26 protein-coding genes are annotated in these 26454 nt (G+C 70.7%); 5 read left to right on the top strand and 21 right to left on the bottom strand.

The features are described from left to right. Window position 1 precedes the first annotated feature (1 nt). The 20 genes from ABEB03_RS29435 to ABEB03_RS29340 form a co-directional block, all read right to left on the bottom strand. Window positions 2-154 carry a DUF6126 family protein gene (locus ABEB03_RS29435; protein WP_234020594.1) on the bottom strand — a complete coding sequence of 51 codons (153 nt, stop codon included), beginning with the start codon at window positions 152-154 and terminating at the stop codon, window positions 2-4. Beyond that, the gene (locus ABEB03_RS29430; RefSeq protein ID WP_345655838.1) at window positions 151-807 is read right to left on the bottom strand and encodes a helix-turn-helix domain-containing protein; all 657 of its coding nucleotides are present in this window, start codon (window positions 805-807) and stop codon (window positions 151-153) included. The genes ABEB03_RS29435 and ABEB03_RS29430 overlap by 4 nt, the downstream gene beginning before the upstream one ends. A 149-nt stretch (window positions 808-956) precedes the next feature. Continuing rightward, entirely contained in the window at window positions 957-2357 is a 1401-nt protein-coding gene (locus tag ABEB03_RS29425; RefSeq protein ID WP_345655836.1) for an aspartate aminotransferase family protein, read from the bottom strand. Beyond that, window positions 2354-4252, bottom strand: a complete 1899-nt coding sequence (dxs, locus tag ABEB03_RS29420; RefSeq protein ID WP_345655834.1) for a 1-deoxy-D-xylulose-5-phosphate synthase — start codon at window positions 4250-4252, stop codon at window positions 2354-2356. The genes ABEB03_RS29425 and dxs overlap by 4 nt, the downstream gene beginning before the upstream one ends. A gap of 28 nt (window positions 4253-4280) precedes the next feature. Then, the gene (ispG, locus tag ABEB03_RS29415; protein WP_095937884.1) at window positions 4281-5438 is read right to left on the bottom strand and encodes a flavodoxin-dependent (E)-4-hydroxy-3-methylbut-2-enyl-diphosphate synthase; all 1158 of its coding nucleotides are present in this window, start codon (window positions 5436-5438) and stop codon (window positions 4281-4283) included. Window positions 5439-5442: 4 nt separating this feature from the next. Further along, the gene (gene hpnH, locus ABEB03_RS29410) at window positions 5443-6465 is read right to left on the bottom strand and encodes an adenosyl-hopene transferase HpnH (RefSeq protein ID WP_028798885.1); all 1023 of its coding nucleotides are present in this window, start codon (window positions 6463-6465) and stop codon (window positions 5443-5445) included. Window positions 6466-6470: 5 nt separating this feature from the next. Further along, the gene (locus tag ABEB03_RS29405) at window positions 6471-7115 is read right to left on the bottom strand and encodes a phosphorylase family protein (RefSeq protein ID WP_345655830.1); all 645 of its coding nucleotides are present in this window, start codon (window positions 7113-7115) and stop codon (window positions 6471-6473) included. Further along, window positions 7115-9118 (bottom strand): squalene--hopene cyclase, encoded by a 2004-nt coding sequence (shc, locus tag ABEB03_RS29400; protein ID WP_345655828.1) that lies wholly within the window; start codon window positions 9116-9118, stop codon window positions 7115-7117. The genes ABEB03_RS29405 and shc overlap by 1 nt, the downstream gene beginning before the upstream one ends. A gap of 148 nt (window positions 9119-9266) precedes the next feature. Beyond that, window positions 9267-10397, bottom strand: a complete 1131-nt coding sequence (locus tag ABEB03_RS29395) for a polyprenyl synthetase family protein (protein WP_095937881.1) — start codon at window positions 10395-10397, stop codon at window positions 9267-9269. Further along, a complete protein-coding gene (hpnE, locus tag ABEB03_RS29390) occupies window positions 10394-11809 on the bottom strand; it encodes a hydroxysqualene dehydroxylase HpnE (RefSeq protein ID WP_345655825.1) in 1416 nt (471 codons plus the stop codon). Before hpnE ends, ABEB03_RS29395 begins: the two co-directional genes overlap by 4 nt. Next, complete coding sequence (locus ABEB03_RS29385) at window positions 11806-11946, bottom strand: DUF6380 family protein (RefSeq protein ID WP_257005046.1); 141 nt, start codon at window positions 11944-11946, stop codon at window positions 11806-11808. Before ABEB03_RS29385 ends, hpnE begins: the two co-directional genes overlap by 4 nt. After that, window positions 11946-12896, bottom strand: a complete 951-nt coding sequence (hpnD, locus tag ABEB03_RS29380) for a presqualene diphosphate synthase HpnD (RefSeq protein WP_345655820.1) — start codon at window positions 12894-12896, stop codon at window positions 11946-11948. The genes ABEB03_RS29385 and hpnD overlap by 1 nt, the downstream gene beginning before the upstream one ends. Then, window positions 12893-13795 (bottom strand): squalene synthase HpnC, encoded by a 903-nt coding sequence (gene hpnC, locus ABEB03_RS29375; RefSeq protein WP_345655818.1) that lies wholly within the window; start codon window positions 13793-13795, stop codon window positions 12893-12895. The genes hpnD and hpnC overlap by 4 nt, the downstream gene beginning before the upstream one ends. Before the next feature lie 358 nt (window positions 13796-14153). Beyond that, complete coding sequence (locus ABEB03_RS29370; protein WP_095937877.1) at window positions 14154-14927, bottom strand: ABC transporter ATP-binding protein; 774 nt, start codon at window positions 14925-14927, stop codon at window positions 14154-14156. Then, window positions 14920-15849 (bottom strand): ABC transporter permease, encoded by a 930-nt coding sequence (locus ABEB03_RS29365; protein ID WP_345655814.1) that lies wholly within the window; start codon window positions 15847-15849, stop codon window positions 14920-14922. Before ABEB03_RS29365 ends, ABEB03_RS29370 begins: the two co-directional genes overlap by 8 nt. A 97-nt stretch (window positions 15850-15946) precedes the next feature. Continuing rightward, window positions 15947-16819 (bottom strand): glycosyltransferase family 2 protein, encoded by an 873-nt coding sequence (locus tag ABEB03_RS29360; RefSeq protein WP_425589319.1) that lies wholly within the window; start codon window positions 16817-16819, stop codon window positions 15947-15949. An 8-nt stretch (window positions 16820-16827) separates the two neighbouring features. Continuing rightward, window positions 16828-17607, bottom strand: a complete 780-nt coding sequence (locus tag ABEB03_RS29355) for a CDP-alcohol phosphatidyltransferase family protein (RefSeq protein WP_345655810.1) — start codon at window positions 17605-17607, stop codon at window positions 16828-16830. Continuing rightward, entirely contained in the window at window positions 17585-18646 is a 1062-nt protein-coding gene (locus ABEB03_RS29350; protein ID WP_345655808.1) for an iron-containing alcohol dehydrogenase family protein, read from the bottom strand. The genes ABEB03_RS29355 and ABEB03_RS29350 overlap by 23 nt, the downstream gene beginning before the upstream one ends. Further along, the gene (locus tag ABEB03_RS29345; protein ID WP_345655806.1) at window positions 18634-19386 is read right to left on the bottom strand and encodes a phosphocholine cytidylyltransferase family protein; all 753 of its coding nucleotides are present in this window, start codon (window positions 19384-19386) and stop codon (window positions 18634-18636) included. Before ABEB03_RS29345 ends, ABEB03_RS29350 begins: the two co-directional genes overlap by 13 nt. Further along, window positions 19383-21179, bottom strand: a complete 1797-nt coding sequence (locus ABEB03_RS29340) for a DUF5941 domain-containing protein (protein ID WP_345655881.1) — start codon at window positions 21177-21179, stop codon at window positions 19383-19385. The genes ABEB03_RS29345 and ABEB03_RS29340 overlap by 4 nt, the downstream gene beginning before the upstream one ends. A gap of 341 nt (window positions 21180-21520) precedes the next feature. On the opposite strand from ABEB03_RS29340, the gene galE reads away from it, so the two are divergent. From galE to idi, 4 genes are all read left to right on the top strand, one after another. After that, window positions 21521-22501 (top strand): UDP-glucose 4-epimerase GalE, encoded by a 981-nt coding sequence (galE, locus tag ABEB03_RS29335; protein WP_345655804.1) that lies wholly within the window; start codon window positions 21521-21523, stop codon window positions 22499-22501. A gap of 133 nt (window positions 22502-22634) precedes the next feature. Continuing rightward, window positions 22635-23573, top strand: coding sequence for a cation diffusion facilitator family transporter (locus ABEB03_RS29330; RefSeq protein WP_345655802.1), 939 nt, complete (start codon window positions 22635-22637; stop codon window positions 23571-23573). Further along, window positions 23570-24097, top strand: coding sequence for a GNAT family N-acetyltransferase (locus ABEB03_RS29325; protein ID WP_345655800.1), 528 nt, complete (start codon window positions 23570-23572; stop codon window positions 24095-24097). The genes ABEB03_RS29330 and ABEB03_RS29325 overlap by 4 nt, the downstream gene beginning before the upstream one ends. A gap of 123 nt (window positions 24098-24220) precedes the next feature. Beyond that, on the top strand, window positions 24221-24814 hold the full coding sequence (gene idi / locus ABEB03_RS29320) for an isopentenyl-diphosphate Delta-isomerase (RefSeq protein WP_345655798.1): 594 nt from the start codon (window positions 24221-24223) through the stop codon (window positions 24812-24814). 54 nt (window positions 24815-24868) lie between these two features. Here the strand turns inward: idi and ABEB03_RS29315 are convergent, their stop codons facing one another. Continuing rightward, entirely contained in the window at window positions 24869-25375 is a 507-nt protein-coding gene (locus tag ABEB03_RS29315) for an ATP-binding protein (protein ID WP_345655879.1), read from the bottom strand. Between the two features lie 304 nt (window positions 25376-25679). On the opposite strand from ABEB03_RS29315, the gene ABEB03_RS29310 reads away from it, so the two are divergent. Next, window positions 25680-26429 (top strand): enoyl-CoA hydratase/isomerase family protein, encoded by a 750-nt coding sequence (locus ABEB03_RS29310; RefSeq protein WP_345655796.1) that lies wholly within the window; start codon window positions 25680-25682, stop codon window positions 26427-26429. The last annotated feature ends 25 nt before the right edge of the window (window positions 26430-26454 follow it).

Genomic DNA, 26454 nt, shown 5'->3' with positions numbered 1-26454 from the left:
TCTACTGGCCCTGCGCGCCCAGCGTGAAGAGCAGGTAGATGAAGGCCGCGAAGAGGTGGCCGACGGCGACGTAGATGATCAGCCGCACCCACAGCGCACGGGGGAACTTCTCCTCCATGGACTTGCGGGGACCGGTCGGAGTGGGTTCGGTCATGACGGCTCTCCCGGGGTGAGGTGTCCCGCCGCCGGGCCGAGGCACAGCGCGGCGGTCGGACTCTGCAGCAGGGTGTGTACGAAGAGGAGCTCGGCCCCGCCGGGGTCGGCGGCGGCGATGCGGTGCGGGGTGAGCGAGTCGAAGTGCGCGCTGTCCCCCGGCGCGAGGATGTGCGCGGTGTCCCCGAGGCGCAGTCTCAGTCGCCCGGTGAGGACGTACAGCCACTCCTCGCCGGGGTGGACGCGCACGATGTCGCCCTGCGAGCCGTGCGGGACGTGCACCCGCAGGGCCTGCATGCCGCGGCCCGGGGCTCCGGCCTGCCAGTACGTCCAGCCGCCGGCCGGTGTCGGCTCCATGTCGGCGGCGCGCACGATCGCGTGCCGCTCGGCGACCGTCTCGCCGAGGAGCTCGGAAACCGTCGTACCGTAGACACGGGCGAGCGCGAGCAGCATCGGGAGCGAGGGCTGGCGCTGCCCGGTCTCCAGACGGGAGAGATGGGCGGGTGAGAGCCCGGCCGCGCGGGACGCGGTCTCCAGCGTCAGGGCGGCACGGCGGCGCAGTTCGCGCAGCTGGGGCGCGACGGCGGGGAGCTCGGCGGCAGGCCCCCCGGCCGCTTGCGGAGCGGAGGGGTCGCTACCCTCGACAGGGTTCATGTCCTCCATTGAGCCGCACTGTTACCTCTGGGGCAAATTTCTTGCCTCTGAGGCAAACCCCCTTCGACCTGGCCCGCGCACCGGCGGCGGGCTCGTCGAGGAAGCCCGCCCCGGTAGGGGGCGCCCGGCGGGGCACGGCGACGACACCCCTAGCGGTTCGCCACGGCCTGCTTCACCAGCGTCTTGCCGAAGTCCCACATCAGGCCGCCGCCGCTGTGCGCGTCGTCCATCACCGCGGTGAAGGCCTCCACGAAGCGGTCCACGTCCCGCTCGTCGATGATCAGCGGCGGGATCAGTTTGATCACCTCCAGATGATCGCCCGAGACCTGGGTGAGGATGCGGTGCCGTTGCAGCAGCGGCACGACCACCATCTGGGCGAACAGCCCCTTGCGGGCGGCCTGCAGCATGGTCCAGCGGCTGCGCAGTTTCAGCGACCTGGGGCGGCCGAATTCGATGCCGATCATCAGGCCCCGGCCGCGTACGTCACCGAGCAGTTCGTACCGGTCGACGAGCGCGCCGAGCCGGGACTTCAGCCGCTCGCCCGTGGCGCGTGCGTTCGCCACGATCTGCTCGTTCTCCATGACGGACAGGACCGCCAGCCCCGCCGCCATGGCCTGCGCGTTCGCCCCGAAGCTCGCCGAGTGGACGAGGACCCGGTCCATGGACGAGTAGACCTTCTTGAAGATCCAGTCCTTGCCGAGGGTGGCGCCCACCGGCACGTATCCGCCGGACAGGGCCTTGGCCACGCACACCAGGTCGGGCTCGACCCCCTCCTCGTGCTGGTACGCGTAGAAGTCCCCGGTCCGCCCGAGCCCGGTCTGCACCTCGTCGGCGATGAGCAGCGCCTTGTGCTTGTGCAGCAGTTCCTGGGCGGCGCGCAGGTAGCCGGGCGGTGCCTCGTGGACGCCCTTGCCCTGGATGGGCTCGACGATCAGCGCGGCGACGTCGCCCTTCTTCAGCTCCCGGGCCAGCGCGTCGAGGTCGCCGAGCGGGACGGCCGTGTCGGGCAGCAGCGGTGCGAAGCCGTCACGGAAGCCGTCCTCGCCGTTCACCGACAGCGAGCCGGTGGTCAGCCCGTGGAAGGCGTGCGAGCAGTAGAGGACCCGCGGCTTCCCGGTGGCGTAGCGGGCGAACTTCAGCGCGGTCTCGACCGCCTCCGTACCGCTGTTGCCGAAGAACACCCGGTCCAGGTGCGGGCTGTGGACGAGCAGCCGCTCCGCGAGCAGGCCCGGCAGCGGCTGGCAGTCGAAGCGGGTCAGGTCGGCGAGCGAGGCGTCCAGGACGTCGTGCAGCGCCTTGCGGACCACGGGGTGATGGCGGCCCAGGCCCATCACCCCGAACCCGGCGAGCATGTCCAGGTAGTCGTTGCCGTCCGCGTCCCAGAAGTGCGCCCCCTCGGCGCGCTCGTAGACCTTGTCGAAGCCGATGGTGTGCAGCATCCGGGGAAGCTGGTGGTTCAGGTACTTGCCGTGCAGCTCGTAGCGCTCGGCGCCACGCTCGGCGAGGAGCGCGCCGAGGTCGAACTCCCCCTTCGCCGCTGGTTCGGTCATTCCTGTTTCTCCTTGGAGAGCTCTTTCTTGACGGCCAGGCCGGCACTGATCCGCCCGGCGATCTCGACGGGCGTCAGACCTATGTCGGCCAGCACCTCACCGCGCTTGGCGTGCGCGAGGAACTGCTCCGGGATGCCGAACCGCCGCACCGGGACGTCGACCTCCGCGTCCCCGAGCGCCAGCGCGACCGCCGCCCCGACCCCGGATGCCCGGCTGTTGTCCTCCACGACGGCGACGAGCCGGTGCTCGGCGGCCAGCCCGGGCAGCGACGGGTCGACGGGCTTCACCCAGCGCGGGTCGACGACCGTGCAGCCGATACCACGGGCCTCCAGGAGTTCGGCGGCCTGGAGGCAGACCGGCGCCATCACCCCGACGGCGACGAGGAGGACCTGCGGTGTCCCCTCGGCGCGGTGCAGGACGTCCAGCCCGCCGACGTGGCCGACCGCGGGAATCGCGGGACCGACCGATTCCTTGGGGAAGCGGACGAGCGTCGGCGCGTCGTCGACGGCGACCGCCTCGCGCAGCTGGGCCCGCAATTGGTCGGCGTCGCGCGGCGCGGCGATCCTGAGGCCCGGCACGACCTGGAGGATCGACATGTCCCACATGCCGTTGTGCGAGGCGCCGTCGACCCCGGTGACACCCGCCCGGTCGAGGACGAAGGTGACACCGCAGCGATGCAGCGCGACGTCCATGAGGAGCTGGTCGAAGGCCCGGTTGAGGAAGGTGGCGTAGACGGCGACGACGGGATGGAGACCGCCGGTGGCGAGTCCGGCCGCGGACACCGCGGCGTGCTGCTCGGCGATCCCGACGTCCCACACCCGGTCGGGGAAGCGCTCGGCGAACTTGCCGAGTCCGACGGGGTGCAGCATGGCCGCCGTGATCGCCACGACGTCGGCGCGTTCCTCCCCGATCCGCGCGATCTCGTCGCCGAACACGGAGGTCCAGGACGGCCCGTTGGAGGGGGCGAGCGGCTCGCAGGTGAGCGGGTCCATCACGCCGACCGTGTGGAAGTGGTCCTCCTCGTGTGCGAGCGCCGGCTCGTAGCCGCGGCCCTTCTCGGTGAGGCAGTGGATGAGCACGGGTCCGTGGAAACGTTTCGCGCGGCGCAGCGCGGACTCCACGGCGCCCACGTCGTGCCCGTCGATCGGCCCGACGTACTTCAGGCCGAGGTCCTCGAACATGCCCTGCGGCGCGAACGCGTCCTTGAACCCCTTCTTCGCGCCGTGCAGCGACTCGTAGAGGGTGTTGCCGACGACGGGCGTGCGCTGCAGCACGTCCTTGCCCCAGGCGAGCACCTTCTCGTAGCCGTCCGTCGTACGCAGTGTCGCGAGGTGGTTCGCGAGTCCGCCGATGGTCGGCGAGTAGGAGCGCTCGTTGTCGTTGACGACGATGATCAGCGGGCGGTCCTTGGCGGCGGCGATGTTGTTGAGGGCCTCCCACGCCATACCGCCGGTGAGCGCGCCGTCTCCGATGACGGCGACGACATGGCCCTTCTCCCCCTGTACCTGACGGGCCTTGGCGAGCCCGTCCGCCCAGCCGAGCGCCGTGGAGGCGTGGCTGTTCTCTATGACGTCGTGCTCGGACTCCTCGCGCGACGGGTAGCCGGACAGGCCGCCCTTGCCGCGCAGCTTGGAGAAGTCCTGACGTCCGGTCAGCAGCTTGTGCACATAGCTCTGGTGGCCGGTGTCCCACAGGATGCGGTCACCGGGTGACTCGAAGGTCCGGTGCAGCGCGATGGAGAGCTCCACCACCCCCAGATTGGGCCCCAGGTGACCGCCGGTCCTGGCGACCGCGTGCACCAGGAACTCCCGTATCTCTTCGGCCAGTTCACCGAGTTCCGCCTCGGACAGCGCCTTCAGGTCGCGTGGTCCCCGGATGTTCTCCAGAATCGTCACGCTCGGGCCCCCTCTCGGTCCGTGCTGATCAACTCACGGTGACGGCGGGTTCTCCGGACCCGACGCCGTCGTTCTCCATCTGTTCGGCGATCTTCATCGCCTCCTCGATGAGGGTCTCCACGATCTTCGACTCGGGCACGGTCTTGATGACCTCGCCCTTGACGAAGATCTGCCCCTTGCCGTTGCCGGAGGCGACCCCCAGGTCCGCCTCCCGCGCCTCGCCGGGGCCGTTGACGACGCAGCCCATGACCGCGACGCGCAACGGGACCTCCATCCCCTCCAGACCGGCCGTGACCTCGTCGGCCAGCTTGTACACGTCTACCTGGGCCCTGCCGCAGGACGGGCACGAGACGATCTCCAGGCGGCGCTGCCGCAGCCCGAGCGACTCCAGGATCTGGATGCCGACCTTGACCTCCTCGGCCGGCGGTGCGCTCAGCGACACCCGGATGGTGTCCCCGATGCCCTCGCTCAGCAACGCCCCGAAGGCGACGGCCGACTTGATGGTGCCCTGGAAGGCGGGCCCGGCCTCGGTCACGCCGAGGTGCAGCGGGTAGTCGCACTGCGCCGCCAGCTGCCGGTAGGCGTTGACCATCACCACGGGGTCGTTGTGCTTCACCGAGATCTTGATGTCGCGGAACCCGTGCTCCTCGAAGAGCGACGCCTCCCACAGCGCCGACTCGACCAGCGCCTCGGGGGTCGCCTTGCCGTACTTCTGGAGCAATCGCCTGTCGAGCGAGCCTGCGTTGACACCGATGCGGATCGGGGTCCCCGCGTCCTTCGCGGCCCGCGCGATCTCCTTCACCTTGTCGTCGAACTGCTTGATGTTGCCGGGGTTCACCCGCACCGCCGCACACCCGGCGTCGATCGCGGCGAACACGTACTTGGGCTGGAAGTGGATGTCCGCGATCACCGGGATCTGCGACTTGCGGGCGATGGTCGCGAGGGCGTCCGCGTCGTCCTGCGTGGGACAGGCGACGCGGACGATCTGGCAGCCGGACGCGGTGAGTTCCGCGATCTGCTGCAAGGTGGCGCCGACGTCCGACGTACGCGTCGTCGTCATCGACTGCACCGAGACGGGTGCTCCGCCCCCGACCGCCACCGGTCCGACCTGGATGCGCCGTGAGACACGGCGCTCCGCGATCGCCCGGACCGGCACCTCGGGGAGGCCCAGGGACACTGCGGTCACGTCGTCACCCGCGGCTTTCCGTGAAGGTCTCACGGGCGGCACGCAGCGACTCCTTGAGGGAGCCCATGGTGGCGAGCACCGCGGTCGGCTCGTAGCCGCAGTGGGCCATGCAGTTGGCGCACCGCTCGTCCCTGCCGCGGCCGTAGGCGTCCCAGTCGGTCTCCTCCAGGAGCTGCTTGTACGTCTGCACGTACCCGTCGCTCATCAGGTAGCAGGGCTTCTGCCAGCCGAAGAGCGAGTAGCTGGGGATCGCCCAGGCGGTGCAGGGGAAATCGACCTTGCCTTCCAGGAAGTCCAGGAAGAGCGGACTCTGGTTGAGCCTCCAGCGGCGTCGGTTGCCGCCGGCGAAGGCCTTCTTGAACAGCTCCCGGGTCTGCTGGACGCCGAGGAAGTGCTCCTGGTCGGGGGCCTTCTCGTAGGCGTAGGCGGGCGAGAGCATCATCTCGTCCACCTTCAGGTCGTCGTTGAGGAAGTTGAGGACCTCGATGACGGTCTGCGGGGTGTCCGTGTTGAAGAAGGTCGAGTTGGTGGTGACCCGGAAGCCGCGTCGCTTGGCCTCCTTGATCGCCTCGACCGCCTCGTCGAAGGTGCCCTCCTTGGCCACGGACTCGTCGTGCCGCTCCCGCAGCCCGTCGATGTGCACGGCCCAGGCGAAATAGGGCGAGGGCTTGAACTTGTCCATCTTCTTGCGCATCAACAGCGCGTTGGTGCAGAGGAAGACGAATTTCTTCTTCGCCACCAGCTGCCGTACGATCTCGTCGATCTGAGGGTGCATCAGCGGCTCTCCGCCGGCGATGGACACCATCGGCGCGCCGGACTCCAGTACCGCTCCCACCGCCTGGGCCACGGGCATGCGCTGCTTGAGCACACCCGCGGGATGCTGGATCTTTCCGCAGCCCTCGCACTTCAGGTTGCACGCGAAAAGCGGTTCCAACTCGACGAGCAGGGCGAACTTGTCCCGCTTCCTGAGCTTCTGTTCGAACAAGTACGCAGCGACCTTCATGGACTGCCGAAGCGGCATGGCCATCTGGCTCACCTCCGAGGGAGCAGCAAAGAACGGTGCCATTCAAAAAAAGCGGGAAGAAGGGCACGAAGAACACGGAAAGCTGATATTCCACCGCGCACCGTGCCGATACGGACGAGTTCATGTTCCGGAGCGTCCACGACCACCCGGACGGCCGCAACCGGGCGCACACCCACCCGAACGGCGCTGAGCAGCGTCGACGCAGACTCCATGTCGACCGCGATGGAGCCGGTCGCGAGCAGATCCGACCGCTCGTGACCACGGACGACGTGATCGGAGCCGGTGAGCGGCCCCGTGTGGACGGTGCGCCCCGGCACGGCGCGCACGAGTTCCCTGACGAGCAGGTCGGTGCCCACGCACGGGGTCGTGCCGTGCGGGTCCCGGGTCTCCTCGGCGACGACCAGGTCACCGGGGTGCATACCGGGGGCGAGCCCCGCGCAGAACCCGGTGGCCAGGACGGCGGCCCCGCGCAGCGCCGGGTCGGCGAGGACGCGGGTGACCGACCGTTCGGCGGCCTTGGGTCCCATGCCCGTGCGCAGCACGGTGACGGGCCCGCCGGCCCCGGTCCGGTCGCCGCTGCGCAGCGCGAGGTGCTCGATGCCGAGCGCGCAGGCGATCAGCAGCGGTGCCGGGCCGGACGTCGTCGCGCTCATCAACCCCCCTTGACCCCGGCGAACGGTTCGCCGTGGACATAGCGGCCGAGCGCGGTGAGGGGGAAGACCTGTCGGTAGAGGTGGTAGTTGATCGAGAAGTCCCACGGGAAGCCGGTGCCGGTGAAGTACGGCTCGTCCCAGGAACCGTCGGACAGCTGGGTCTCCGCGAGCCAGGCGACCCCTCGCTCCACCGCCTTGGAGTCGCTCTCCCCCGCGGCCAGCAGGGCGAGCAGGGCCCATCCCGTCTGGGACGCGGTGGACGCGCCGCGACCGCTCCACTCGGCGGCCTCATGGTAGGAGCGCAGGTCCTCGCCCCAGCCGCCGTCGTCGTTCTGGACGGTTTCGAGCCAGGACACGGCCCGGCGGATCGCCGGGTGGGACCCGGGCAGCCCCGCCGCCACCAGCGCCGGGACCACCGACCCCGTGCCGTAGACGTAGTTGACGCCCCAGCGCCCGAACCAGGAGCCGTCCGCCTCCTGTTCCGCGAGCAGCCATTCGATGCCCCGGCGGGTGCGCGGATCGTGCGCGAGCCCCTCGACGGCGAGCATCTCCACGACGTGCGCGGTGACGTCCGCGGACGGCGGGTCGATGACCTCCCCGAAGTCGCAGAAGGGCAGCCGATTGGGGAAGGAGCTGGTGTTGTCGACGTCGAAGGCGCCCCAGGCGCCGTTCTTCGACTGCATGCCGAGGTTCCAGCGGACCCCCCGTCCGATCGCCTTCTCCACGCGCTCCGGGTCGTGGTGCCTGACGCGGCGCAGCGCGAGCACGACCTCCGCGGTGTCGTCGATGTCGGGGTAGTTGTCGTTGTGGAACTCGAACGCCCAGCCACCAGGGGGCAGTTGGGGACGTTTGACCGCCCAGTCGCCGGGCCGGACGATCTCCTCGCCGAGCATCCAGTCGGCGGCCTTGACGAGCTGCGGGTGATCGGCGGGCAGCCCCGCGTCGGCGAGCGCGATGGTCGCCAGGCAGGTGTCCCACACGGGCGACTGACAGGCCTCGATCATCCTGGCGCCGTCGTCGCGCCACACGGCGAAACGGTCCAGCGACGCGAGCCCCTCGCGCATCACCGGGTGTTCGAGGTCGTAGCCGAGCAGGTGCAGGGCGATGACCGAGTACACGGCGGGCGGCTGGATGCCTCCCCAGCAGCCGTCGTTCTCCTGCCGCTCGATGATCCAGCGCGCGGCGCTGTTCATCGCCGCGCGGCGCAGCATGCGCGGTGCGACCTTGCGGTACTGGTGCAGGGCCTTGTCGAGGCGCTGGAAGGCGCCGTCCCAACTCGCCACGGGGGCAAGGGGCCTGACGGGGTTGGGGTTGCGGGCGTCGGTGTGCAGCTCGTCGAGCGCGAAGGGCGCGGGCCGCACCGGCCGCTTGGCCGACACGATGGTGAGCGGCACGATCGTCTGCCGTGCCCAGCAGCCGAAGTCGTAGATGTTGAGCGGCATCCACTTCGGGAAGTAGATGAGCTCGGGCGGCAGTTCCGGCAGGTCCTCCCACTTCCACCAGCCGAACAGGGCCAGCCAGATCCGGGTGAAGACGCGGGCCGAGGCGATGCCTCCGCGCTCACGGATCCAGGCGGAGGCCTTCGCCATGTGCGGGGCGTCCGGGGCGTCGCCGGCCAGCCGCAGGGCGACGTACGCCTCGATGGTGGTGGAGAGTTCGCCGGGACCGCCGTAGAAGGTGGCCCAGGTGCCGTCCTCGCGCTGTTCGCCGCGGATGAAGAGCCCGGCAGCGTGGGTGGTGGGCTTGTCGAGGATGCCCAGGAACTGACGCAGCAGCAGGTCCTCGGCGTCCATGGTGACGTTCGTCTCCAGGTCGCCCTTCCACCAGCCCTCGGCGTCCTGGCGTGCGAGCAGGAAGTCGGTGGCGCGCCGCATCGCGCGCGTGGCGGCGTCTCGGGTCTCGACTGTCCCGGCCGCCTCGGGAGTCGTCTCGTGCTGGATTTCGCTGGCCGAGGCAGCGCGGGGCGGCAGGGCCCCGGTGCTTCCGTCGGTCGTCGCTGTCATGGCTTCCCCTTCGTGCAGTGGTACGTCTCTGCTGTGGGTCCGCCGTCGGCCGGTGCGTCGCTCCATGGCGATGCCCCTGCCCGGAAGATCACTGGGCTCGGGGTCGCACCGGCCGGCGACTACGCGAGGTGTATTCGACCGATAATGATCATCTCTTCCGTACGACGACGAAGTCGGCGAGCGCCACGAGCTGGGCCCGGACCTCGTCGGGCATCTGGACCGCGTCCAGCGCCTGGATGGCGATCGTGTGCTGGCGGCGCGCCTCCTGGGCCGTCCACTCGCGGCCGCCCGCCTCCTCGATGAGCGCCGCGCGCGCGGCGAACTCCTCCTCGGAGAAGTTCTCGAAGTCGCTGGCCTTGGCGTCCTCGGCGAGGAGCCGGCCGAGCCGCTCGGAGGCGGGCCCGCCCGCGGCGAGCGCGGCCACCACCGGCAGGGACTTCTTCCGCTGGCGCAGGTCGCTCCAGGTCTGCTTCCCGGTGGCCTCCGGGTCGCCCCAGATGCCGAGAAGGTCGTCGACGGCCTGGAAGGCCAGGCCCAGGTGGTAGCCGTACTTCTCCAGCGTGTCGGCCGTGAAGTCGTCGGCGCCACCGAGGACCGCGCCGATGGAGCAGGCACAGGCGAGCAGGGCGCCCGTCTTGTTGCCCTCCATCTCCAGGCACTCCTCGACGCTGACCCGGTCGCGGTGCTCGTAGGAGATGTCCTGGGCCTGACCGTCGATCAGGGCCCGGGTCGCGGTGGTCAGACGGCGGGTGGCGCGGCCCGCCTCGACGGTGCCGAGCTCCAGCAGGATCTCGTTGGCCAGGGCGAACAGCGCGTCGCCGACGAGGATGGCCTGGGCGGGGCCGTGCACCTTCCAGACGGTGTCCCGGTGGCGGCGCTGCTCGTCGCCGTCCATCAGGTCGTCGTGCAGCAGCGAGAAGTTGTGCACCAGCTCGACCGCGACCGCGCCGGGCACGCCCACCTCGGGGGCGGCACCGGCCGCCTGGGCGGAGAGCACGGCGAGCGCGGGGCGCACGGCCTTGCCGCCGTCGCCGTCCGCGGGGTTGCCCTCGGCGTCGATCCAGCCGAAGTGGTAGGCGGCGACGGTGTCCATGGGCGCCGCCAGGCGGTCGACGGCCGCCCGGAGGACCGGTGTGGCCAGGGTCCGGCCGCGCTCCAGGAGCGCGGTCACGTCCACCGCGTCGGCAGCCGTCTCGGCCGGGGGCACAGTGGGCACAGTCTCTCCTCTTGTTGCGGTACCGGAGGTGCGGGGACCTGCCGTGCTCTGGTCGAGCGTCATGCCGCCTCCTCGAAGACTCCGAGGAGGTGATCGCGGGGCCGGCCCAGGGCGCCGAGCGCGGCGCCCGCCGCACTGACACCGCTGCGGACCGCACCCTCCATGGTCGCGGGCCACCCGGTGGCGGTCCACGCTCCGGCCAGGTACAGGCCGGGTGCCTTGGTGCGGGCGCCGGGCCGCAGGCGGCCGACTCCCGGGGTGGGGGCGAACGTCGCGGTCCGCTCCCGGGTCACGAAGAAGTCCTTCACGCCGGCGCCCCGCGTGGCGGGCAGCAGCCGCTCCAGCTCCGGGAGGTAGCGCTCGCGCAGGTCGGCGACGGGCGTGTCGATCTCCTCCTGCGCGGCCGACTGCGACAGCGCCACGTACTGGCCCTCGCGCAGTCCCGACGCCTCGGTCCGGTCGAAGACCCACTGCACCGGGGAACCGAGAGCGGCGAAGAAGGGCTTGTCGAGCACCTTCCGGTCGTAGACGACATGGACGTTGAGGATCGGGGCGGTGCCGATCTCGAGGAGCCGCTCCGGGGCGTCGAGCGCTCCCTCGGGCAGCAGATCGTGGGTCTCGCGCTGCGGCACGGCGAGGACGACCGTGTCGGCCTCGATGCGTTCGCCGGGAACCTGAACGTCCCAACGCCCGTTTTCGTTGAGGGAGATGGAGGTGACGCGTGTACGGACTTCGGTACGGACGCCCGCGGAGTCGAGCGCCTTGCGGGCCAGGGTGTCGTGCAGTTCGCCCAGCGGGACGCGTGCCCAGCCGATGTCGGCCGCGCCCGGGTCGGACAGCAGACCCGTCTTGAACACCATCGCGGCGAGCCCGAGCGAGGCGTCCTGGGCCACCGCGTTGAGGGTGGCGACCCCCACGAGGTCCCACAGTGCCTCGACGGCACGCCGCGACTGACCGTGCTCGGCGAGCCAGCTGCCGAAGTTCTGCGCGTCGAGCGCCGGATCGGCGAGGTCCAGGCCCTTCAGCGCCAGCGCGGCACGCCCGACCTTGGCGCGCTCGGCGAGCGACAGATGCGGGTAGGTCGCGAGGCTGCGCGCGAGATGCAGGGGCACGGGCAGCGCGGTGCGGCCGAGTCTGCCGAGCCGTCGTCCCGGCTTGCCCTCGGCATCGAGAACGGGCACGTCGAGACGATCCTGCAGGGGTGCGAGCGAGGTCGCGTCGACGCGGTCGAGGAACCAGCGGTAGGCGGTGCAGCAGCGCAGGTACACATGCTGTCCGTTGTCCACGGTCAGATCGCCGCGCTGGAAGGAGAAGGCGAGCCCGCCGAGGCGCGGACGCCCTTCGAGCAGGGTCACCCGGACCCCGGCGTCGGCGAGCGCGAGCGCGGCGGTGATCCCGGCGAGTCCTCCGCCGACCACTACGGCCGCCCCCTCGGGGCGGCCCGGAGTGTCCGCGGACTGCGTGACGTCGCTCATCGTGCCCCCTCCCCTGCGGCCGCGCCGCGATGGTTGAGCGGTGCACGGTCGGCCGTCTCAGTCAGGGACGCCGCCCGGCTCCGGAGGGTTGCGCGCCGCTTTTCGCCGCCGGCGTCACCTTGGCCCAGATTGTCCATCAGGCACGCCTCCTGACAGCGCGCCGGGACACATGGCGGGCGTCCAGGCCGGACAGACCGCGGACCGCGACGTACGCCTTCTCGCGTCCGGGGAGCGAGACCCGGCCGCGCAGCACCGCCTCGGGTTCGCGCTCGATCCGGTCGAGGAGCCGGCGGTAGATGCCGGCCATGGCGGCGACGCACGCGCCGCTGCGCCGGTCCAGCATGGGCAGCAGCCGGTATCCCTCGGCGAAAAGGGTGCGGGCCCGACGCACTTCGAAGTGCACGAGGCCCGCGAAGTCGGAACCCTCCGGTGGGTTCGGTCCGTCGAACCCGGCCGAGCAGCCGAACTTGGCGAGGTCGTCGGCGGGCAGATAGGTGCGTCCTCCCGCGGCGTCCTCCCGGACGTCCCGCAGGATGTTGGTGAGCTGGAGCGCGAGCCCGAGCGTGTCGGCATACTCCGGCGCACGCTCCGCTCCGCGCGCCCCCGGTTCGGTACCGAACACGCCGAGCGAGAGCCGGCCGATCGCCCCGGCCACGCACCGGCAGTAGACCTTGAGGTCGTCCCAGGTCTCGTACGTCGCGCCGCGCACGTCCATCAGCACGCCGTCGATGAGCTCGTCGAGGCCGCCGAGCGGCACCGGGAAGGCCTCGGCGGTGTGGGCGAGCGCCACCGCGACCGGATCGGTGTCGTCCTCGTCCACGGACCCCGCGCGGACCCGCGCGAGCAGCGCCCGGGTCTCCTCCAGGCGCACGCTCTTCACGTCGGGCGCGAGCGCGCCGTCGCCGATGTCGTCGACGCGTCGCGAGAACGCGTAGAGCGCCGACATCGCACGGCGCTTGGGCGTCGGCAGAAGCCTGATGCCGTACGCGAAATTACGGGCCTGCTGACCGGTCACTGCCTCGCAGTAGCTGTACGCGGCGAGTACCGGTGCGGACACGTGTTGTTCCGACTCCACGGTCCGGATCACCCCTCTCCTCGCAGAGTCACTCCCACCTCGCGCAGCAGCTGGAGCTTGCCGGGCTTGGGCGGGCCGGGAAGTACGTCGTATTCGGCGGCGGCGATCGCACGGATCGCCGCCCTTCCCCCCGCAACGAACCCCGCGAGCAGCAGCTTCAGCCTGCCGTGGACGCTACCCACGAGGGGGGTGCCTTCATTCAGGAGGTTCATGGCGCGTTCTGCTTCGTATGCAACCAGTGCGCGCACCGATGCGCCTGCTGTGGGTGCGGCGAGGTCCGCCTCGCTCACGTGGAACCGCTTCATGTCCTCGGCGGGCAGGTAGACACGGTCGCGGCCGAGGTCCTCGGCGACGTCCTGGAGGTGCTCGACGATCTGCAGCGCGGTGCACACCGCGTCGGAGCGGCGCACCCGCTCCGGCGTCGATGTGCCGGTGACGGAGAGGACCAGGCGGCCGACGGGGTTGGCGGACAGTTCGCAGTAGGCGACGAGGTCGTCGTAGGTCTCGTACCGCGCGACGAGCTGGTCCTGGCGGTTGGCCGCGATCAGACCGAGGAAGGGCTCGGGAGTGAGGGCCGCGCGGCGCACGGTCGGCTGGAGCCGGCGCAGCAGGGGATGACGCGGGGTCGAGTCGAACACACGGTGAAGATCGGCCTCGAAGGCGTCCAGCATGCGGAGCCGGTCCCCGGCGTCCTCGGGCGACATGCCGAGCAGACGGGCGTCCGCGCCGCCCGGGGCGAGGTCGCCGTCACCGATGTCGTCGACGAGCCGGGCGAAGCCGTACACGGCCATCAGGTCGACACGCCAGGCCTTGGGCAGGAAGAAGGGCGCCACGGGGAAGTTCTCGTCCGCGGCTTTGTCGAGGGTGCCGCGCTCCGGGTCTCCGGTACGCGCCGTCCCGGCTTCGGTCACCGCTCGCCACCCGGCGCGGAGACGGCACACGCGTCACGGAGCTGGAGAGTTCCCGTAGCCATTGCCGTCACATCTCCCGTTCTACACTGCCGACCCAACACTGCCCATTTCGGACACGCCGCCCGGGGGGCCGCACGGCGCGCCGGTGCCGGGTGTCGCGCATTATCGCCCCACTTGCCGCGAATCAGCACCCGTACAGCTTACGTTGTACAACGCTGCATGGTCCGTCGGGGTGTCCTGCACATCACAACAACACACCGATTGGCGTCAAGATTCCTAAGCCCAGGCGGAGTTGACGTTTCCTTTGCAGACGCAGGGCCCCGCCGAAGAGTTCCGGCGGGGCCCTGGGCAAAATGGGCTACTTGCCCGTGAACTTCTCGTACTCCTTGAGGACCTCTTCGGTCGGGCCGTCCATGCGCAGCTCACCGCGCTCCAGCCACAGCACACGGTCGCACGTGTCACGGATCGACTTGTTGTTGTGACTGACGAGGAAGACCGTGCCGGCCTCCTTGCGCAGCTCGCGGATGCGGGCCTCGGAGCGCTTCTGGAACTTGCGGTCGCCGGTGGCGAGGGCCTCGTCGATCATGAGGACGTCGTGGTCCTTGGCCGCCGCGATGGAGAAGCGCAGCCGGGCCGCCATGCCGGACGAGTAGGTGCGCATCGGCAGGGTGATGAAGTCGCCCTTCTCGTTGATGCCCGAGAAGTCGACGATGTCCTCGTAGCGCGACCTGATCTGCTCGCGCGACATGCCCATCGCGAGCCCGCCCAATATGACGTTGCGCTCGCCCGTGAGGTCGTTCATCAGGGCCGCGTTCACACCGAGCAGCGAGGGCTGGCCGTCGGTGTAGACCTTGCCCTTCTCGGCGGGCAGCAGGCCGGCGATGGCACGCAGCAGGGTGGACTTGCCGGAGCCGTTCGAACCGATCAGGCCGATGGCCTCGCCGCGGTAGGCGACGAAGGAGACGCCGCGGACGGCGTGCACCTTGCGGACGCCGCGCTCCTCGCCCCGCTTGAGGATGCGGCTGAGGGCGGCGGTGGCGCTGCCCTTGCCGGTCTTGGCGCCGTTGACCCGGTAGACGATGTGCAGCTCGTCCGCGATGACGGTCGGGATGTGGGAGGTCTGCTCAGCCACGGCCGTACCTCTCTTCAGCCTTCCAGAAGTACACGAATCCGCCGACGGCGACGACCACGGCCCAGAAGACGGCGATGGCCCACACGTGCGGGGGCAGGTTCGAGGAGCCGTACCCGTCGATCAGCGCGAAGCGCATCAGGTCCATGTAGACCGCGGCCGGGTTGGCCTGCAGGGCCCGGGCGATCCACTCCGGACGCCCCTCCAGCATCGTGCTGATCGAGAACATGACACCGGACGCGTACATCCACGTGCGCAGGATGAACGGCATCAGCTGGGCGAGGTCCGGAGTCTTCGCGCCCATCCGCGCGACGATCAGGGCGAGCCCGGTGTTGAAGAGGAACTGGAGGAACAGCACCGGGAGGATCAGCAGCCAGGACAGACCGGGGTAGCTGCCGAAACCGATCGCCACGACGAACAGCACGATCATCGAGAAGAGCAGCTGCTGGAGCTGCTGGAGCGCGAACGAGATCGGCAGCGAGGCCCGCGGGAAGTGCAGCGCGCGCACCAGCCCGAGATTGCCGGAGATCGCGCGGACGCCGGCCATGATCGAGCTCTGCGTGAAGGTGAAGACGAACACACCGGTCACCAGGAACGGGATGTACACGTCGTGCGACAGTCCGCGGTTGGCCTTCAGGATCAGACCGAAGATCAGGTAGTACACGGCCGCGTTGAGCAGCGGGGTCGCCACCTGCCACAGCTGGCCGAGCTTGGCCTGGCTGTACTGCGCGGTGAGCTTCGCCTGCGAGAAGGCGAGGATGAAGTGACGCCGTCCCCAGAGCTGGCGGACGTACTCGACGAGCCCGGGCCGGGCACCGCTGACCGCGAGGCCGTACCGGGCGGCCAGCTCGGCCGCGGAGAGCCCGTCATCGGGCGACGGTCGGTCGCTCACCGCGACTCCGCCGTCATGCGTTGTCTCACTCACAAGTGGAAACTTTCGTCTTCAAGATGCGCACGCTGGTCGGGCGTAGGCATGAGCCAGGGACCGGGGTACGGCCCGAATGCTCTCAGGAACGAGCTTGTCAGATGACAGGAGGTCGGCCCAGTCGAGTCAGCCGCCACACCGTACGCCACTTCATGGGCCGCCGGGACCCGCACGGACTGGTCCAGCCTTCCCTGAATCCGCCGAACCAGGCCTTGAGCGCCGGCCCCGAGGGGCGGCGGGCCAGCGTCAGCAGCATCCAGACGCCGAGATAGACCGGGACCAGGGGCGCGGGAAGGTTTCGGCGTGCGAGCCAGACACGGTTGCGGGCCACCATGCGGTGGTAGACCGCGTGCCGCGAGGGGGCGGTCGTCGGGTGGTACAGCACCATGTCCGACCGGTAGTCGATCATCCAGCCCGCGTCGAGCGCCCGCCAGGCCAGGTCGGTCTCCTCGTGGGCGTAGAAGAACTCGTCCGGCAGTCCGCCGACCTCGGCGAAGACCTTCGTGCGCACCGCGTTGGCGCCGCCCAGGAAGGTGGTGACGCGCGAGGAGCGCATCGGGTCGGAGGCGCGCAGCCGCGGCACGTGGCGGCGCTGCGTCCGGCCGGTGGCCGGGTCGGCGATGCGGAAGCTGATGATGCCGAGCTCGGGGTCGTCCGCGAAGGCCTGCCGGCACAGCTCGGCGGTGTCGTGCTGCGCCAGCAGGCCGTCGTCGTCGAGGAAGAGGATGACGTCCACGTCGGTGCCGCCGGGGCCGAAGGCCTCGATGCCGACGTTGCGGCCGCCGGGTATGCCGAGGTTCTCGGGCAGCTCGACCGTCCGTACGCCCGCGGGGACGTCGGGGACGGGCGAGCCGTTGCCGACGACGACGACCTCGACCCGGTCGCCGTCCTGCTTGGCGACGGAGTCCAGCAGGGCCCGGAGCTCGTCGGGGCGGTTGCCCATGGTGATGATGACCGCGCCGACCTTCATCGCCGTACTCACTTCAGCCTGCTGGAGGCGAGGATGGACACGAGGTGCAGCACGGTCTGCAGGAGCGCGATCCCGGCGAGCACGGCGGTGCCGAGGCGGGTGAAGAAGAGGTCGCCCCTGGCCTGGTCCGCGATCGCGAGGACCAGGATCAGCAAAGACGCCTCGATGCCGAGGATCAGCCGGTGGAACTTGAGCGCGCCGGCGGCCCTGCGGGCCAGCGCCATGCCGGAGGAGCGGGGCTCGGACGCGGCCTCCTTGACCGGCGGCAGCCCGCCCTGGTGACGGGCGACGCCGACGAGGTCGGTCTCCGCCTTGACCAGGATCGCGCCCAGGGCGGCCAGGGTGCCGAGGAAGGCCCACAGCCAGTCGATCCGCCCGTCGCCCCACAGGTCCGCGGCGCGCAGGCCGAGGCCGACCAGGACCGCCGCGTCCGTCAGATAGGCGCCCACCCGGTCCAGATAGACCCCGCCGAGCGAGTACTGCTTCTTCCAGCGGGCGATCTCGCCGTCGACGCAGTCCAGCAGCAGGTACAGCTGGACCATCACCACGCCGAGCACCGCGCCGACGATCCCCGGCACCAGCAGGGCCGGGGCCGCGAGCACGCCGCATACGGTCATCAGGTAGGTGAGCTGGTTGGGCGTGATCCTGGTGTTCACCAGGTAGCGGTCGACCCGCAGGGACACCTCACGCATGTAGAGGCGTCCCATCCAGTGCTCACCGCTGCGCCGGTCCTTCACCCCTGGGGGGTGGACGACGGGGCGGAGTTCAGCTACCGATGGCCTTGGCATAGTCGGAGTAGATGTCCTTGATCTGGTCGGTCTTCAGGTCGAGGTGTTCGAGGATCGTGTAGCGGCCGGGCCTGGTCCTGGGAGCGAACTCCACGACCTGGACGAACTCGTCCACGGTGAAGCCGATCTCCTCGGGCAGCACCGGCAGCCCGTGGCGGCGCAGCACCTCGGCCATGTACGCGGCTTCCTCGGTCGCCCCCCGCAGATGCATCGCGAAGGCCGCACCCAGCCCGCACTGCTCGCCGTGGCTCGCCGCGCGCTTGGGGAAGAGGAGGTCGAAGGCGTGGTTGATCTCGTGGCAGGAACCCGAGGCGGGCCGGGAGTCGCCCGAGATCGACATCGCGATTCCGGTGAGGACCAGCGCCTCCGAGAGGACCTGGAGGAAGCCGTTCTCCCCGATGCCGCCGGGGTGCCGCAGCACGGCCTCGCCCGCCTGGCGCGCCATGGCCGCGGCCAGACCGTCGATCTTCTCGCCGGTGACCCGGTTGGCGAGCTCCCAGTCGGCGATCGCGTTGATGTTGGAGACGGCGTCACCGATGCCGGCGCGGACGAACCGGACCGGGGCCTCACGGATCACGTCCAGGTCGATGACGACGGCGATCGGGTTCGGCACACCGTACGATCCGCGGCCCGCGTCGTTGTCGAGGGTGGCGACGGGCGAGCACAGACCGTCGTGCGCGAGGTTCGTCGGCACCGCCACCAGCGGCAGGCCGACCCGCGCCGCGGCGAACTTGGCACAGTCGATGATCTTGCCGCCGCCCAGGCCCACGACCGCGTCGTAGTGCCCGGCCCGCATGTCACCGGCCAGCCGGACCGCGTCGTCCAGGGTGCCGCCGCCGACCTCGTACCAGGTGGCTCCCGGCAGTGCCGGGGCGATCCGCTCGCGCAGGCGCGCCCCGGAGCCGTTGCTGACCGCGACGGCCAGCTTGCCGGAATGCGAGATGCGCTCGTCGCTGAGCACACCGGCGAGGTCCTCCAGGGCACCCGGGCGGATGTCCACGACGACCGGAGAGGGGATGAGCCTCGTCAGTACTGGCACGCGATCTCACGCCCCTTGGCGAGGTCGTCGTGGTTGTCGATCTCGACCCACCGGACCTCACCGATCGGTGCCACGTCGATCTTGAAACCGCGGTTCACGAGCTCCTGGTAGCCGTGCTCGTAGAACTGCTGCGGGTCGGTCTCCCACACCGTCTTCAGCGCGTCGGCCAGCTCGGCGGCGGCCTCGCCCTCGATGAGGGTGACGCCGATGTACTCACCGGTGGCCTCGGAGGGCTCCATGAGCTTGGTGATCTTCTGCACGCCCTTGTCGGGGTGCACGACGACCTTCATCTCCTCGTCGGCGAGCTTCTTCACCGTGTCGAGGGCGAGGATGATCTTCTTGCCGTCGCCGCGGGCGGCGAGCAGCGTCTTCTCGACCGAGACCGGGTGCACGGTGTCGCCGTTGGCGAGGATCACACCGTCCTTGAGGGCGTCACGGCCGCACCACAGGGAGTACGCGTTGTTCCACTCCTCGGCCTTGTCGTTGTCGATCAGCGTGATCTTGAGGCCGTACTTCTCCTCGAGGGCCGCCTTGCGGTCGTACACGGCTTCCTTGCGGTAGCCGACGATGATGCCGACCTCGGTCAGACCGATCTCGGCGAAGTTGCCGAGGGTCAGGTCGAGGACGGTGATGCTGTCCTCCATGCCCGCAGGGCCTACCGGCACGAGAGCCTTAGGGAGGCTGTCGGTGTAGGGACGCAGACGCCGTCCGGCGCCGGCGGCCAGCACGAGGCCGATCATGCGGGTTCTCCTTCATCGTGTACGGCGGGGGCCCCGGAGGACACCCAGAAGCGGATGCTCTCGACGAGCACAAGCAGGGCGACGGCCACGGCGAGCGCCGTGAGCGCGATCTTGAACTGTGTGGCGGCGAGGAGCGCGGCCAGTACGGTGACCAGCAGCGTCCTGCCTTCGTGCCCGCCGATCGCCCGGACCAGCCAGTGCGGGGGCGCGCCGGCGTTTCCGCGAATGCGGTACACCGTGTCGTAGTGATGGTAGGCGACGGCGGCCACCAGGCCGAAAGCCGCCGGAAGTGCTCCGTTCACGTCGGCCTTGACGGCCAGTACCAGAACGGTGAGGTATTCGGCGGCACGGTAGAAGGGCGGGACCAGCCAGTCGAGGGCGCCCTTGAGGGGACGGGCGAGCGCCACGGGCGACAGCAGCACGTAGATCACCGCGCCCAGGACCGGCCACCAGCTGCCGTACGGCGCGAGCGCGGCACCGAGGACGACGAGGGCGCCGGCGGCGAAGGCGACGGCCGCGGGGCCGCGGCGCACCGCCCCGCGGGAGAGGCGGTTCAGCGCCTCGGCGAGCGGGCCGGAGTCGGTGAGGTCGGCGAGCGCCCGGGCCGCGCGGTCCGTGCGCCGCGCCTTGCGGGTGAGCGAGCGCAGCACGCGGCCCGCCGTGGTGTAGGTGGCGGCGAAGGCACAGCCGACCAGCAGGGCGTAGAAGGTGATCCGCGGGGTCGTCAGCGCGGTGAGCACGGCGATCATCGCCCAGCGCTCGCCGATGGGCAGCACTATCATCCGGCGCACCCAGACCGTCCAGCCGACGCTGTCGAGGCGGTCCGACAGGGCCGCGGTGGGGCTGGTGTTGGCGGTGGCGTCGTGGTTCGCCTCGTTGAAGGAGAAGTCGACGACGTGGCGGCAGGTCTGCAGGATCATCGCGCCGAGGGCGAGGGCCCAGACGTCGTCGCCGCCGCGGGCCGCTCCGAGGGCGAGGCCCGCGTAGTAGGCGTACTCCTTGGCGCGGTCGAAGGTCGCGTCGAGCCAGGCACCGAGGGTGGAGTACTGCAGGGAGTAGCGGGCGAGCTGTCCGTCCGTGCAGTCGAGGACGAAGGAGAACAGGAGCAGCAGGCCGGCGGCCACGAAGCCGACGCGGGTGCCGGTGGCGGCGCAGCCCGCGGCGATCAGGGCGGTGATCAGTGAGGCGGTCGTCACCTGGTTCGGGGTGAGGCCGCGGCGGGCGCACCAGCGTGCGATGTAGCGCGAGTACGGGCTGATGCAGTAGGTGGTGAAGAAGCCGTCGCGGGCCTTCACGGCGCTGCGCAGCCGTACGGCCTCGTCGTCCACGGCGGAGACGGCCTGGCGGGCTTCGTTGCGTTCCTGCGGGTCAGCGGGGACGGCGGCGACGAGCGTGCCCAGTTCGGGGCGGTGCACCGCGACGCCGTCGGCGTCCAGCGCGGCGGTCAGGCGTTCGGCGAGATCGTCGGTGGCGACGGCGAGACCGCCGACGGCGGAGCTCTCGCGGGCCACGGCCCGGGTCAGCGCGCGGCGGGCCTCGGGCTGCACGGATATGGCCCCGCGCAGCGCGGCGGCGGCGAAGCGCGGGTCGGTGAGGCCGAGCCGCAGGGCGTGCAGGTGCCCGACGAAGCGGGCGTCGACGACGGCCACGCGCTGGTCGGCCGGTACGGCGGCGAGCAGTGTCTCGGCTTCGCCCGCGTCAGTGGCGAGCCGCACGTCGAAGCCGAGCGACCGCAGATCGCCCTCGAGCGACGATCCGGGGACCGGCTGGCCGGTGAGGATGGCGGTCGACAGCGAACTCACTCCCTGGGTGCCGGCGCGGGGGCACCGGGCAAGTGCGTGATGGGATGCCCCTGCCTGCGGCGGCCGGGCGGCATGTCGGCAGAGGCTATCGGATGAATGGAAGCAGGCGTTCATCGCCCGTTCACGGCCCGATCAACCGGTTCTGCCTGGCCGCCTCCGCCGCGATCATCATGGGTGATGCGGGGGCCGCGCCACAAACCGTGCCGGGGGACCGGTGCATTCCGGGTGGCGCGGGCGGCATGCGGCGCACCGCTCCGGAGCGGGACGAGCCGGGCGCCTCCGCGGGACCGGGCAGGACCGGCGCCGGAGGGGTCCGCATAGGGTGGGCGTCCATGACATGGCTGATCACAGGCGGAGCCGGATACATCGGGGCACACGTGGCGCGGGCGATGGCCGAGGCCGGGGAGCGCGTCGTCGCCCTCGACGACCTCTCGGCCGGGGTACCGAGCCGGCTTCCGGAGGGCATACCCCTGGTGCAGGGCTCGTCGCTGGACGGGGATCTGCTGAAGCGGGTGCTCGCGGAGCACGCGGTGACGGGTGTGGTGCACCTCGCGGCGCGCAAGCAGGTCGGCGAGTCCGTGGCCCAGCCGACGCGTTACTACCAGGAGAACGTGGGCGGTCTCGCCACGCTGCTCGACGCCGCCGCCGGGGCGGGCGTGCGGCGGTTCCTGTTCTCCTCGTCGGCCGCCGTCTACGGCAACCCCGACGTGGACCTCATCACGGAGGACACGCCCTGCGCCCCGATGAGCCCGTACGGCGAGACGAAGCTCGCCGGGGAGTGGCTGGTCCGGGCCGCGGGGCGGGCGCACGGGATCGCGACGGTGTGCCTGCGCTATTTCAACGTGGCGGGCGCCGCCGCACCGGAGCTGGCCGACACGGGCGTCTTCAACGTGATCCCGATGGTCTTCGACCGTCTCACCCGCGACGAGGCCCCGCGGATCTTCGGCGACGACTACCCGACCCCGGACGGCACCTGCGTCCGTGACTACATTCACGTCGCCGATCTCGCCGAGGCGCACCTGGCGGCGGCCCGGCGGCTGACGGGCGACGTGTCCGGCGACCTGACCGTGAACATCGGGCGCGGTGAGGGCGTCTCGGTCCGCGAGCTGGTCACCCTCATCGGCGAGATCAGCGGGGACGACCGGGCGCCGGTCGTCGAGCCGCGCCGCCCGGGTGACGCCCCGCGCGCGGTCGCCTCGGCCGGGCTGGCGGCGCGGGAGCTCGGCTGGACCGCCCGGCGCGGGGTGCGCGAGATGGTCGAGTCGGCGTGGGAGGGCTGGGTGCACCACCACCCGCGGACGCCGTCCGAATGATCACGTCAGGGCTCTGACCTGCGTATCGTTTCCGCAGGTCAGAGCACATGACAACGGTGTTCAGTGCCGCGTTGCCCGATGCTCCTCGCCCGTAGTTCACTGTGATCCCGGGCAGAGCACAGGAGGCAGACCCATGGGGGCCGGACACGATCACGGGCACGCGCACGGCGCTCCCCCGACGGGGACGGCGGCAGCGGCGTACCGCGGGCGGCTGCGCGTAGCGCTGTCGATCACGCTCACCGTCATGGTGGTGGAGATCGTCGGCGGCGTCGTCGCCGACTCGCTCGCGCTGATCGCGGACGCCGCGCACATGGCGACGGACGCGCTGGGTCTGGGCATGGCGCTGCTGGCGATCCACTTCGCCGCCCGTCCGCCGAGCGAGACCCGCACCTTCGGCTACGCGCGCGCCGAGATCCTCGCCGCGCTCGCCAACTGTCTGCTGCTGCTCTGCGTCGGCGGATACGTGCTGTACGAGGCGATCCAGCGGTTCCTGACGCCCGCCGACACCCACGGCGGGCTGACCATCGTGTTCGGCACGATCGGCCTGGTCGCGAACATGATCTCGCTGACGCTGCTGGTACACGGCCAGAAGGAGAGCCTGAACGTGCGCGGGGCCTTCCTGGAGGTGGCCGCGGACGCGCTGGGCTCGCTGGCCGTCATCCTCTCCGCCGTGGTGATCATGACCACGGGCCGGCAGGCCGCCGACCCGATCGCCTCGATCCTCATCGGCCTGATGATCGTCCCGCGCACCTGGAAGCTGCTCCACGAGACGCTCGACGTGCTGCTGGAGGCTGCCCCGAAAAATGTCGACATGGCGCAGGTGCGTGCCCATATCCTGGCGCTGCCCGGCGTCGAGGACATCCACGACCTGCACGCCTGGACCATCACCTCCGGCATGCCGGTCCTGTCCGTCCACGTGGTCGTCAGCTCCGACGTCCTGAACGCGATCGGCCACGAGAAGATGCTCCACGAGCTCCAGGGCTGCCTGGGTGACCACTTCGACGTCGAGCACTGCACCTTCCAACTGGAGCCCAGCGGACACGCTGAGCACGAGGCGAGGCTTTGTCATTGACCGGCACTGAACCCACCTCCGTCTGGCGCACGCGCCGGGAGACCGCAGCCGACCGGGCCGCGGTGCACGCCGTGAACGCGACGGCGTTCGAGCGGGCGGACGAGGCCGACCTGGTGGACGCCCTGCGCACCGACCCCGAGGCGTGGCTGCCGGACCTGTCGTACGTGGCCGAGGCGCCGGACGGCACGGTCGCGGCGTACGCCCTGATCACCCGCTGTCATGTCGACGCCGGTGAGGCGGCGGCGCTGGCACCGGTGGCCGTACGGCCGGAGCACCAGCGCGGCGGCGCCGGATCGGCCGTCGTACGCGCGGTGCTGGAGGCGGCACGCGCGCGGGGAGAGCGACTGGTCCTCGTACTGGGGCATCCCGGGTACTACCCGAGGTTCGGCTTCGTGCCCGCTTCGGAGTACGGCATCCGGCCCGGATTCGACGTGCCGTCCGAACATCTGATGGCCCTCGTCCTGGACGGTTCCTCGGCGGTGGCACCGGGCACGATCAGGTATCCGGCCGCTTTCGGCGTCTGACGCGTGTCGGCCGCGGGTCCGGCTCCGTCGCCGCGGAGCGGGACATGCGGGAGTCGCGAAGTGCCGGGAGTGCCGGTTTCGTACGGCAGACTTGGGGCTCGAAGACCGATGCGAAGGATGGGTATGCCGATCACACCTGCCACCGCGACGCACAGTTCGTCGAACGGCACCGTTGAAGCGATCTTGCTGGAGCTGGTCGACGAGGACGGCAACACGATCGGTACGGCGGAGAAGCTCGCCGCCCACCAGGCGCCCGGACAGCTGCACAGGGCGTTCTCGGTGTTCCTCTTCGACGAGCGCGGCCGGCTGCTGCTCCAGCAGCGCGCCCTAGGCAAGTACCACTCCCCCGGCGTCTGGTCGAACACCTGCTGCGGCCACCCCTATCCCGGGGAGGCGCCGTTCGCGGCGGCGGCCCGGCGGACGTTCGAGGAGCTCGGAGTGTCCCCGTCGCTGCTCGCGGAGGCGGGCACGGTCCGCTACAACCACCCGGACCCGGCGTCGGGGCTGGTGGAGCAGGAGTACAACCACCTCTTCGTCGGCATGGTCCAGTCGGCGCTGCGGCCCGACCCGGAGGAGGTCGGCTCGACGGCCTTCGTGACGGCGGGCGAGCTGGCGGAGCGGCACGCGAAGGACACGTTCTCCGCCTGGTTCATGACCGTGCTGGACGCGGCCCGTCCCGCGATCAGGGAGCTGACGGGCCCGTCCGCGGGCTGGTGACCCGGAGGGTGCCGTTCGGATCGGACCGGGTCCGCCCTGATCCGGACGACATCCCTAGACGACGCCGGCAGTGAGCGGCAGGGCGGCCCAGATCACCTTGCCGCCGCTCGCCGTGTGCTCGACGTCGCACACCCCGCCCGATTCCCGGGTCACCTCCCGCACCAGCAGGAGCCCGCGGCCACCGGTCTGCCCGTGGTCGGCCTCCAGGGCGGTCGGGCGGTACGGGTGGTTGTCCTCGACGGAGACGCGCACCCACTCGGCACCGACGGCGACCTCCACCGCGAGCATCGGCGACAGCAGCGCCGCATGCCGGACCGCGTTGGTGACCAGTTCGGAGACGATCAGCAGGAGTCCCTGGACGAGGTCGTCCGAGACGGGTACTCCCTGCCGGAACAGCAGATCACGGACGGCGTGCCGTGCCTGCGGCACCGATGCGTCGACGGCGGGAGCGGTGAACCGCCACACCCCCTCGTACGGCAGCGGGACGGTCGCTCTCCGGTCCGGAGACACGTTTCCGCCGACTTCAGGGCTCGGGTCGGACCCCCGCCCGAGGTTGTCCATCGTCCGGTCGCCACCCTTGCGCTCGATTGTCACCACGCATCGAGTGTTGATAGCGCACCGGTCCGTACCTGATGACTGAACAGAAGTCAGCAAGTATCGACGGTTTCTGATCGTCGGCGTATGACACGGTCAGTTGTGAGACTGCTCCTGTCTCCGTTGTGCCGACTTCGAGAACTATTCGGGTTGTACGGGTTTGGCACCGACTCGGGCAGCCCGTTCCGGGTGTTCACGCCGTTCACCGGCGCCCCGGGGCCGCCCCCCCTTCTTGATCGCGCACCCGGGGAGTGCGGTTAGCATGCGGCCTATGGAGCCGCAGCTGTTGCACCACGTCGGCGACGGCGTCGCCACCGTCGTCGTCCACCATCCGGCGAAGCGGAACGCCATGACGACCGGCATGTGGCGGGCGCTGCCGCCCCTGCTCGACGCCTTGAGCGCCGACGACCGCGTACGCGTCCTGGTGCTCACCGGTGAAGGCGGGACGTTCTGCGCCGGGGCCGACATCTCGACGCTGCGCGGCTCCCCGGACGAGGCGCAGGGGTTGGCCGTGCGCGCCGAGGAGGCGCTCGCCGCCTTCCCGAAGCCGACGCTGGCCGCGATCCGCGGCTACTGCGTGGGCGGCGGGTCCCAGCTCGCGGCGGCCTGTGATCTGCGGTTCGCGGAGGAGGGCGCGCTCTTCGGGGTGACCCCGGCGAAGCTGGGGATCGTCTACCCCGCCTCCTCGACCCGACGGCTGGCCTCGCTGGTCGGCCCGGCGGCCGCCAAGTACCTCCTGTTCTCCGGCGAGTTGATCGACACGGAGCGGGCACTGCGCACCGGGCTGGTGGACGAGGTGCTGCCCGAGGGGGAACTCGACAAGCGGGTCGGCGAGTTCACCCGCGTCCTGACCGGGCGCTCGCTGCTGACCCAGGCCGCGGCCAAGGAATTCGTGAACGGGCGCACGGACCGGGACTCCCACTGGGCGGAACAGGCACGCCGCGGCGGCGACACCGCGGAGGGGGTCGCCGCCTTCCTGGAGCGTCGGCAGCCGCACTTCACCTGGACCACGCCGGGATGACGCGGTTGTGCACGCATCGGTTCGG

The sequence above is a fragment of the Streptomyces siamensis genome (genome assembly GCF_039543605.1).
GTDB lineage: Bacteria > Actinomycetota > Actinomycetes > Streptomycetales > Streptomycetaceae > Streptomyces > Streptomyces siamensis.
This window is presented reverse-complemented; position numbering and strand designations above follow the sequence as displayed.

Bases quoted from the DNA above. Each gene is read 5' to 3' on its own strand.
- ABEB03_RS29345 (WP_345655806.1), bottom strand. From the start codon at position 19,386: ATGATCGGCCTCGTGCTGGCCGCCGGCGCCGGACGGCGTCTGCGTCCC.
- ABEB03_RS29355 (WP_345655810.1), bottom strand. From the start codon at position 17,607: ATGCCAAGGCCATCGGTAGCTGAACTCCGCCCCGTCGTCCACCCCCCA.
- ABEB03_RS29425 (WP_345655836.1), bottom strand. From the start codon at position 2,357: ATGACCGAACCAGCGGCGAAGGGGGAGTTCGACCTCGGCGCGCTCCTC.
- hpnH (WP_028798885.1), bottom strand. From the start codon at position 6,465: ATGGCCATGCCGCTTCGGCAGTCCATGAAGGTCGCTGCGTACTTGTTC.
- ABEB03_RS29430 (WP_345655838.1), bottom strand. From the start codon at position 807: ATGAACCCTGTCGAGGGTAGCGACCCCTCCGCTCCGCAAGCGGCCGGG.
- idi (WP_345655798.1), top strand. From the start codon at position 24,221: ATGCCGATCACACCTGCCACCGCGACGCACAGTTCGTCGAACGGCACC.
- ABEB03_RS29310 (WP_345655796.1), top strand. From the start codon at position 25,680: ATGGAGCCGCAGCTGTTGCACCACGTCGGCGACGGCGTCGCCACCGTC.
- ABEB03_RS29360 (WP_425589319.1), bottom strand. From the start codon at position 16,819: ATGAAGGTCGGCGCGGTCATCATCACCATGGGCAACCGCCCCGACGAG.
- shc (WP_345655828.1), bottom strand. From the start codon at position 9,118: ATGACAGCGACGACCGACGGAAGCACCGGGGCCCTGCCGCCCCGCGCT.
- ABEB03_RS29385 (WP_257005046.1), bottom strand. From the start codon at position 11,946: ATGGACAATCTGGGCCAAGGTGACGCCGGCGGCGAAAAGCGGCGCGCA.
- hpnE (WP_345655825.1), bottom strand. From the start codon at position 11,809: ATGAGCGACGTCACGCAGTCCGCGGACACTCCGGGCCGCCCCGAGGGG.
- ABEB03_RS29330 (WP_345655802.1), top strand. From the start codon at position 22,635: ATGGGGGCCGGACACGATCACGGGCACGCGCACGGCGCTCCCCCGACG.
- ABEB03_RS29435 (WP_234020594.1), bottom strand. From the start codon at position 154: ATGACCGAACCCACTCCGACCGGTCCCCGCAAGTCCATGGAGGAGAAG.
- ABEB03_RS29315 (WP_345655879.1), bottom strand. From the start codon at position 25,375: ATGGACAACCTCGGGCGGGGGTCCGACCCGAGCCCTGAAGTCGGCGGA.
- ABEB03_RS29395 (WP_095937881.1), bottom strand. From the start codon at position 10,397: ATGACGCTCGACCAGAGCACGGCAGGTCCCCGCACCTCCGGTACCGCA.
- ABEB03_RS29405 (WP_345655830.1), bottom strand. From the start codon at position 7,115: ATGAGCGCGACGACGTCCGGCCCGGCACCGCTGCTGATCGCCTGCGCG.
- galE (WP_345655804.1), top strand. From the start codon at position 21,521: ATGACATGGCTGATCACAGGCGGAGCCGGATACATCGGGGCACACGTG.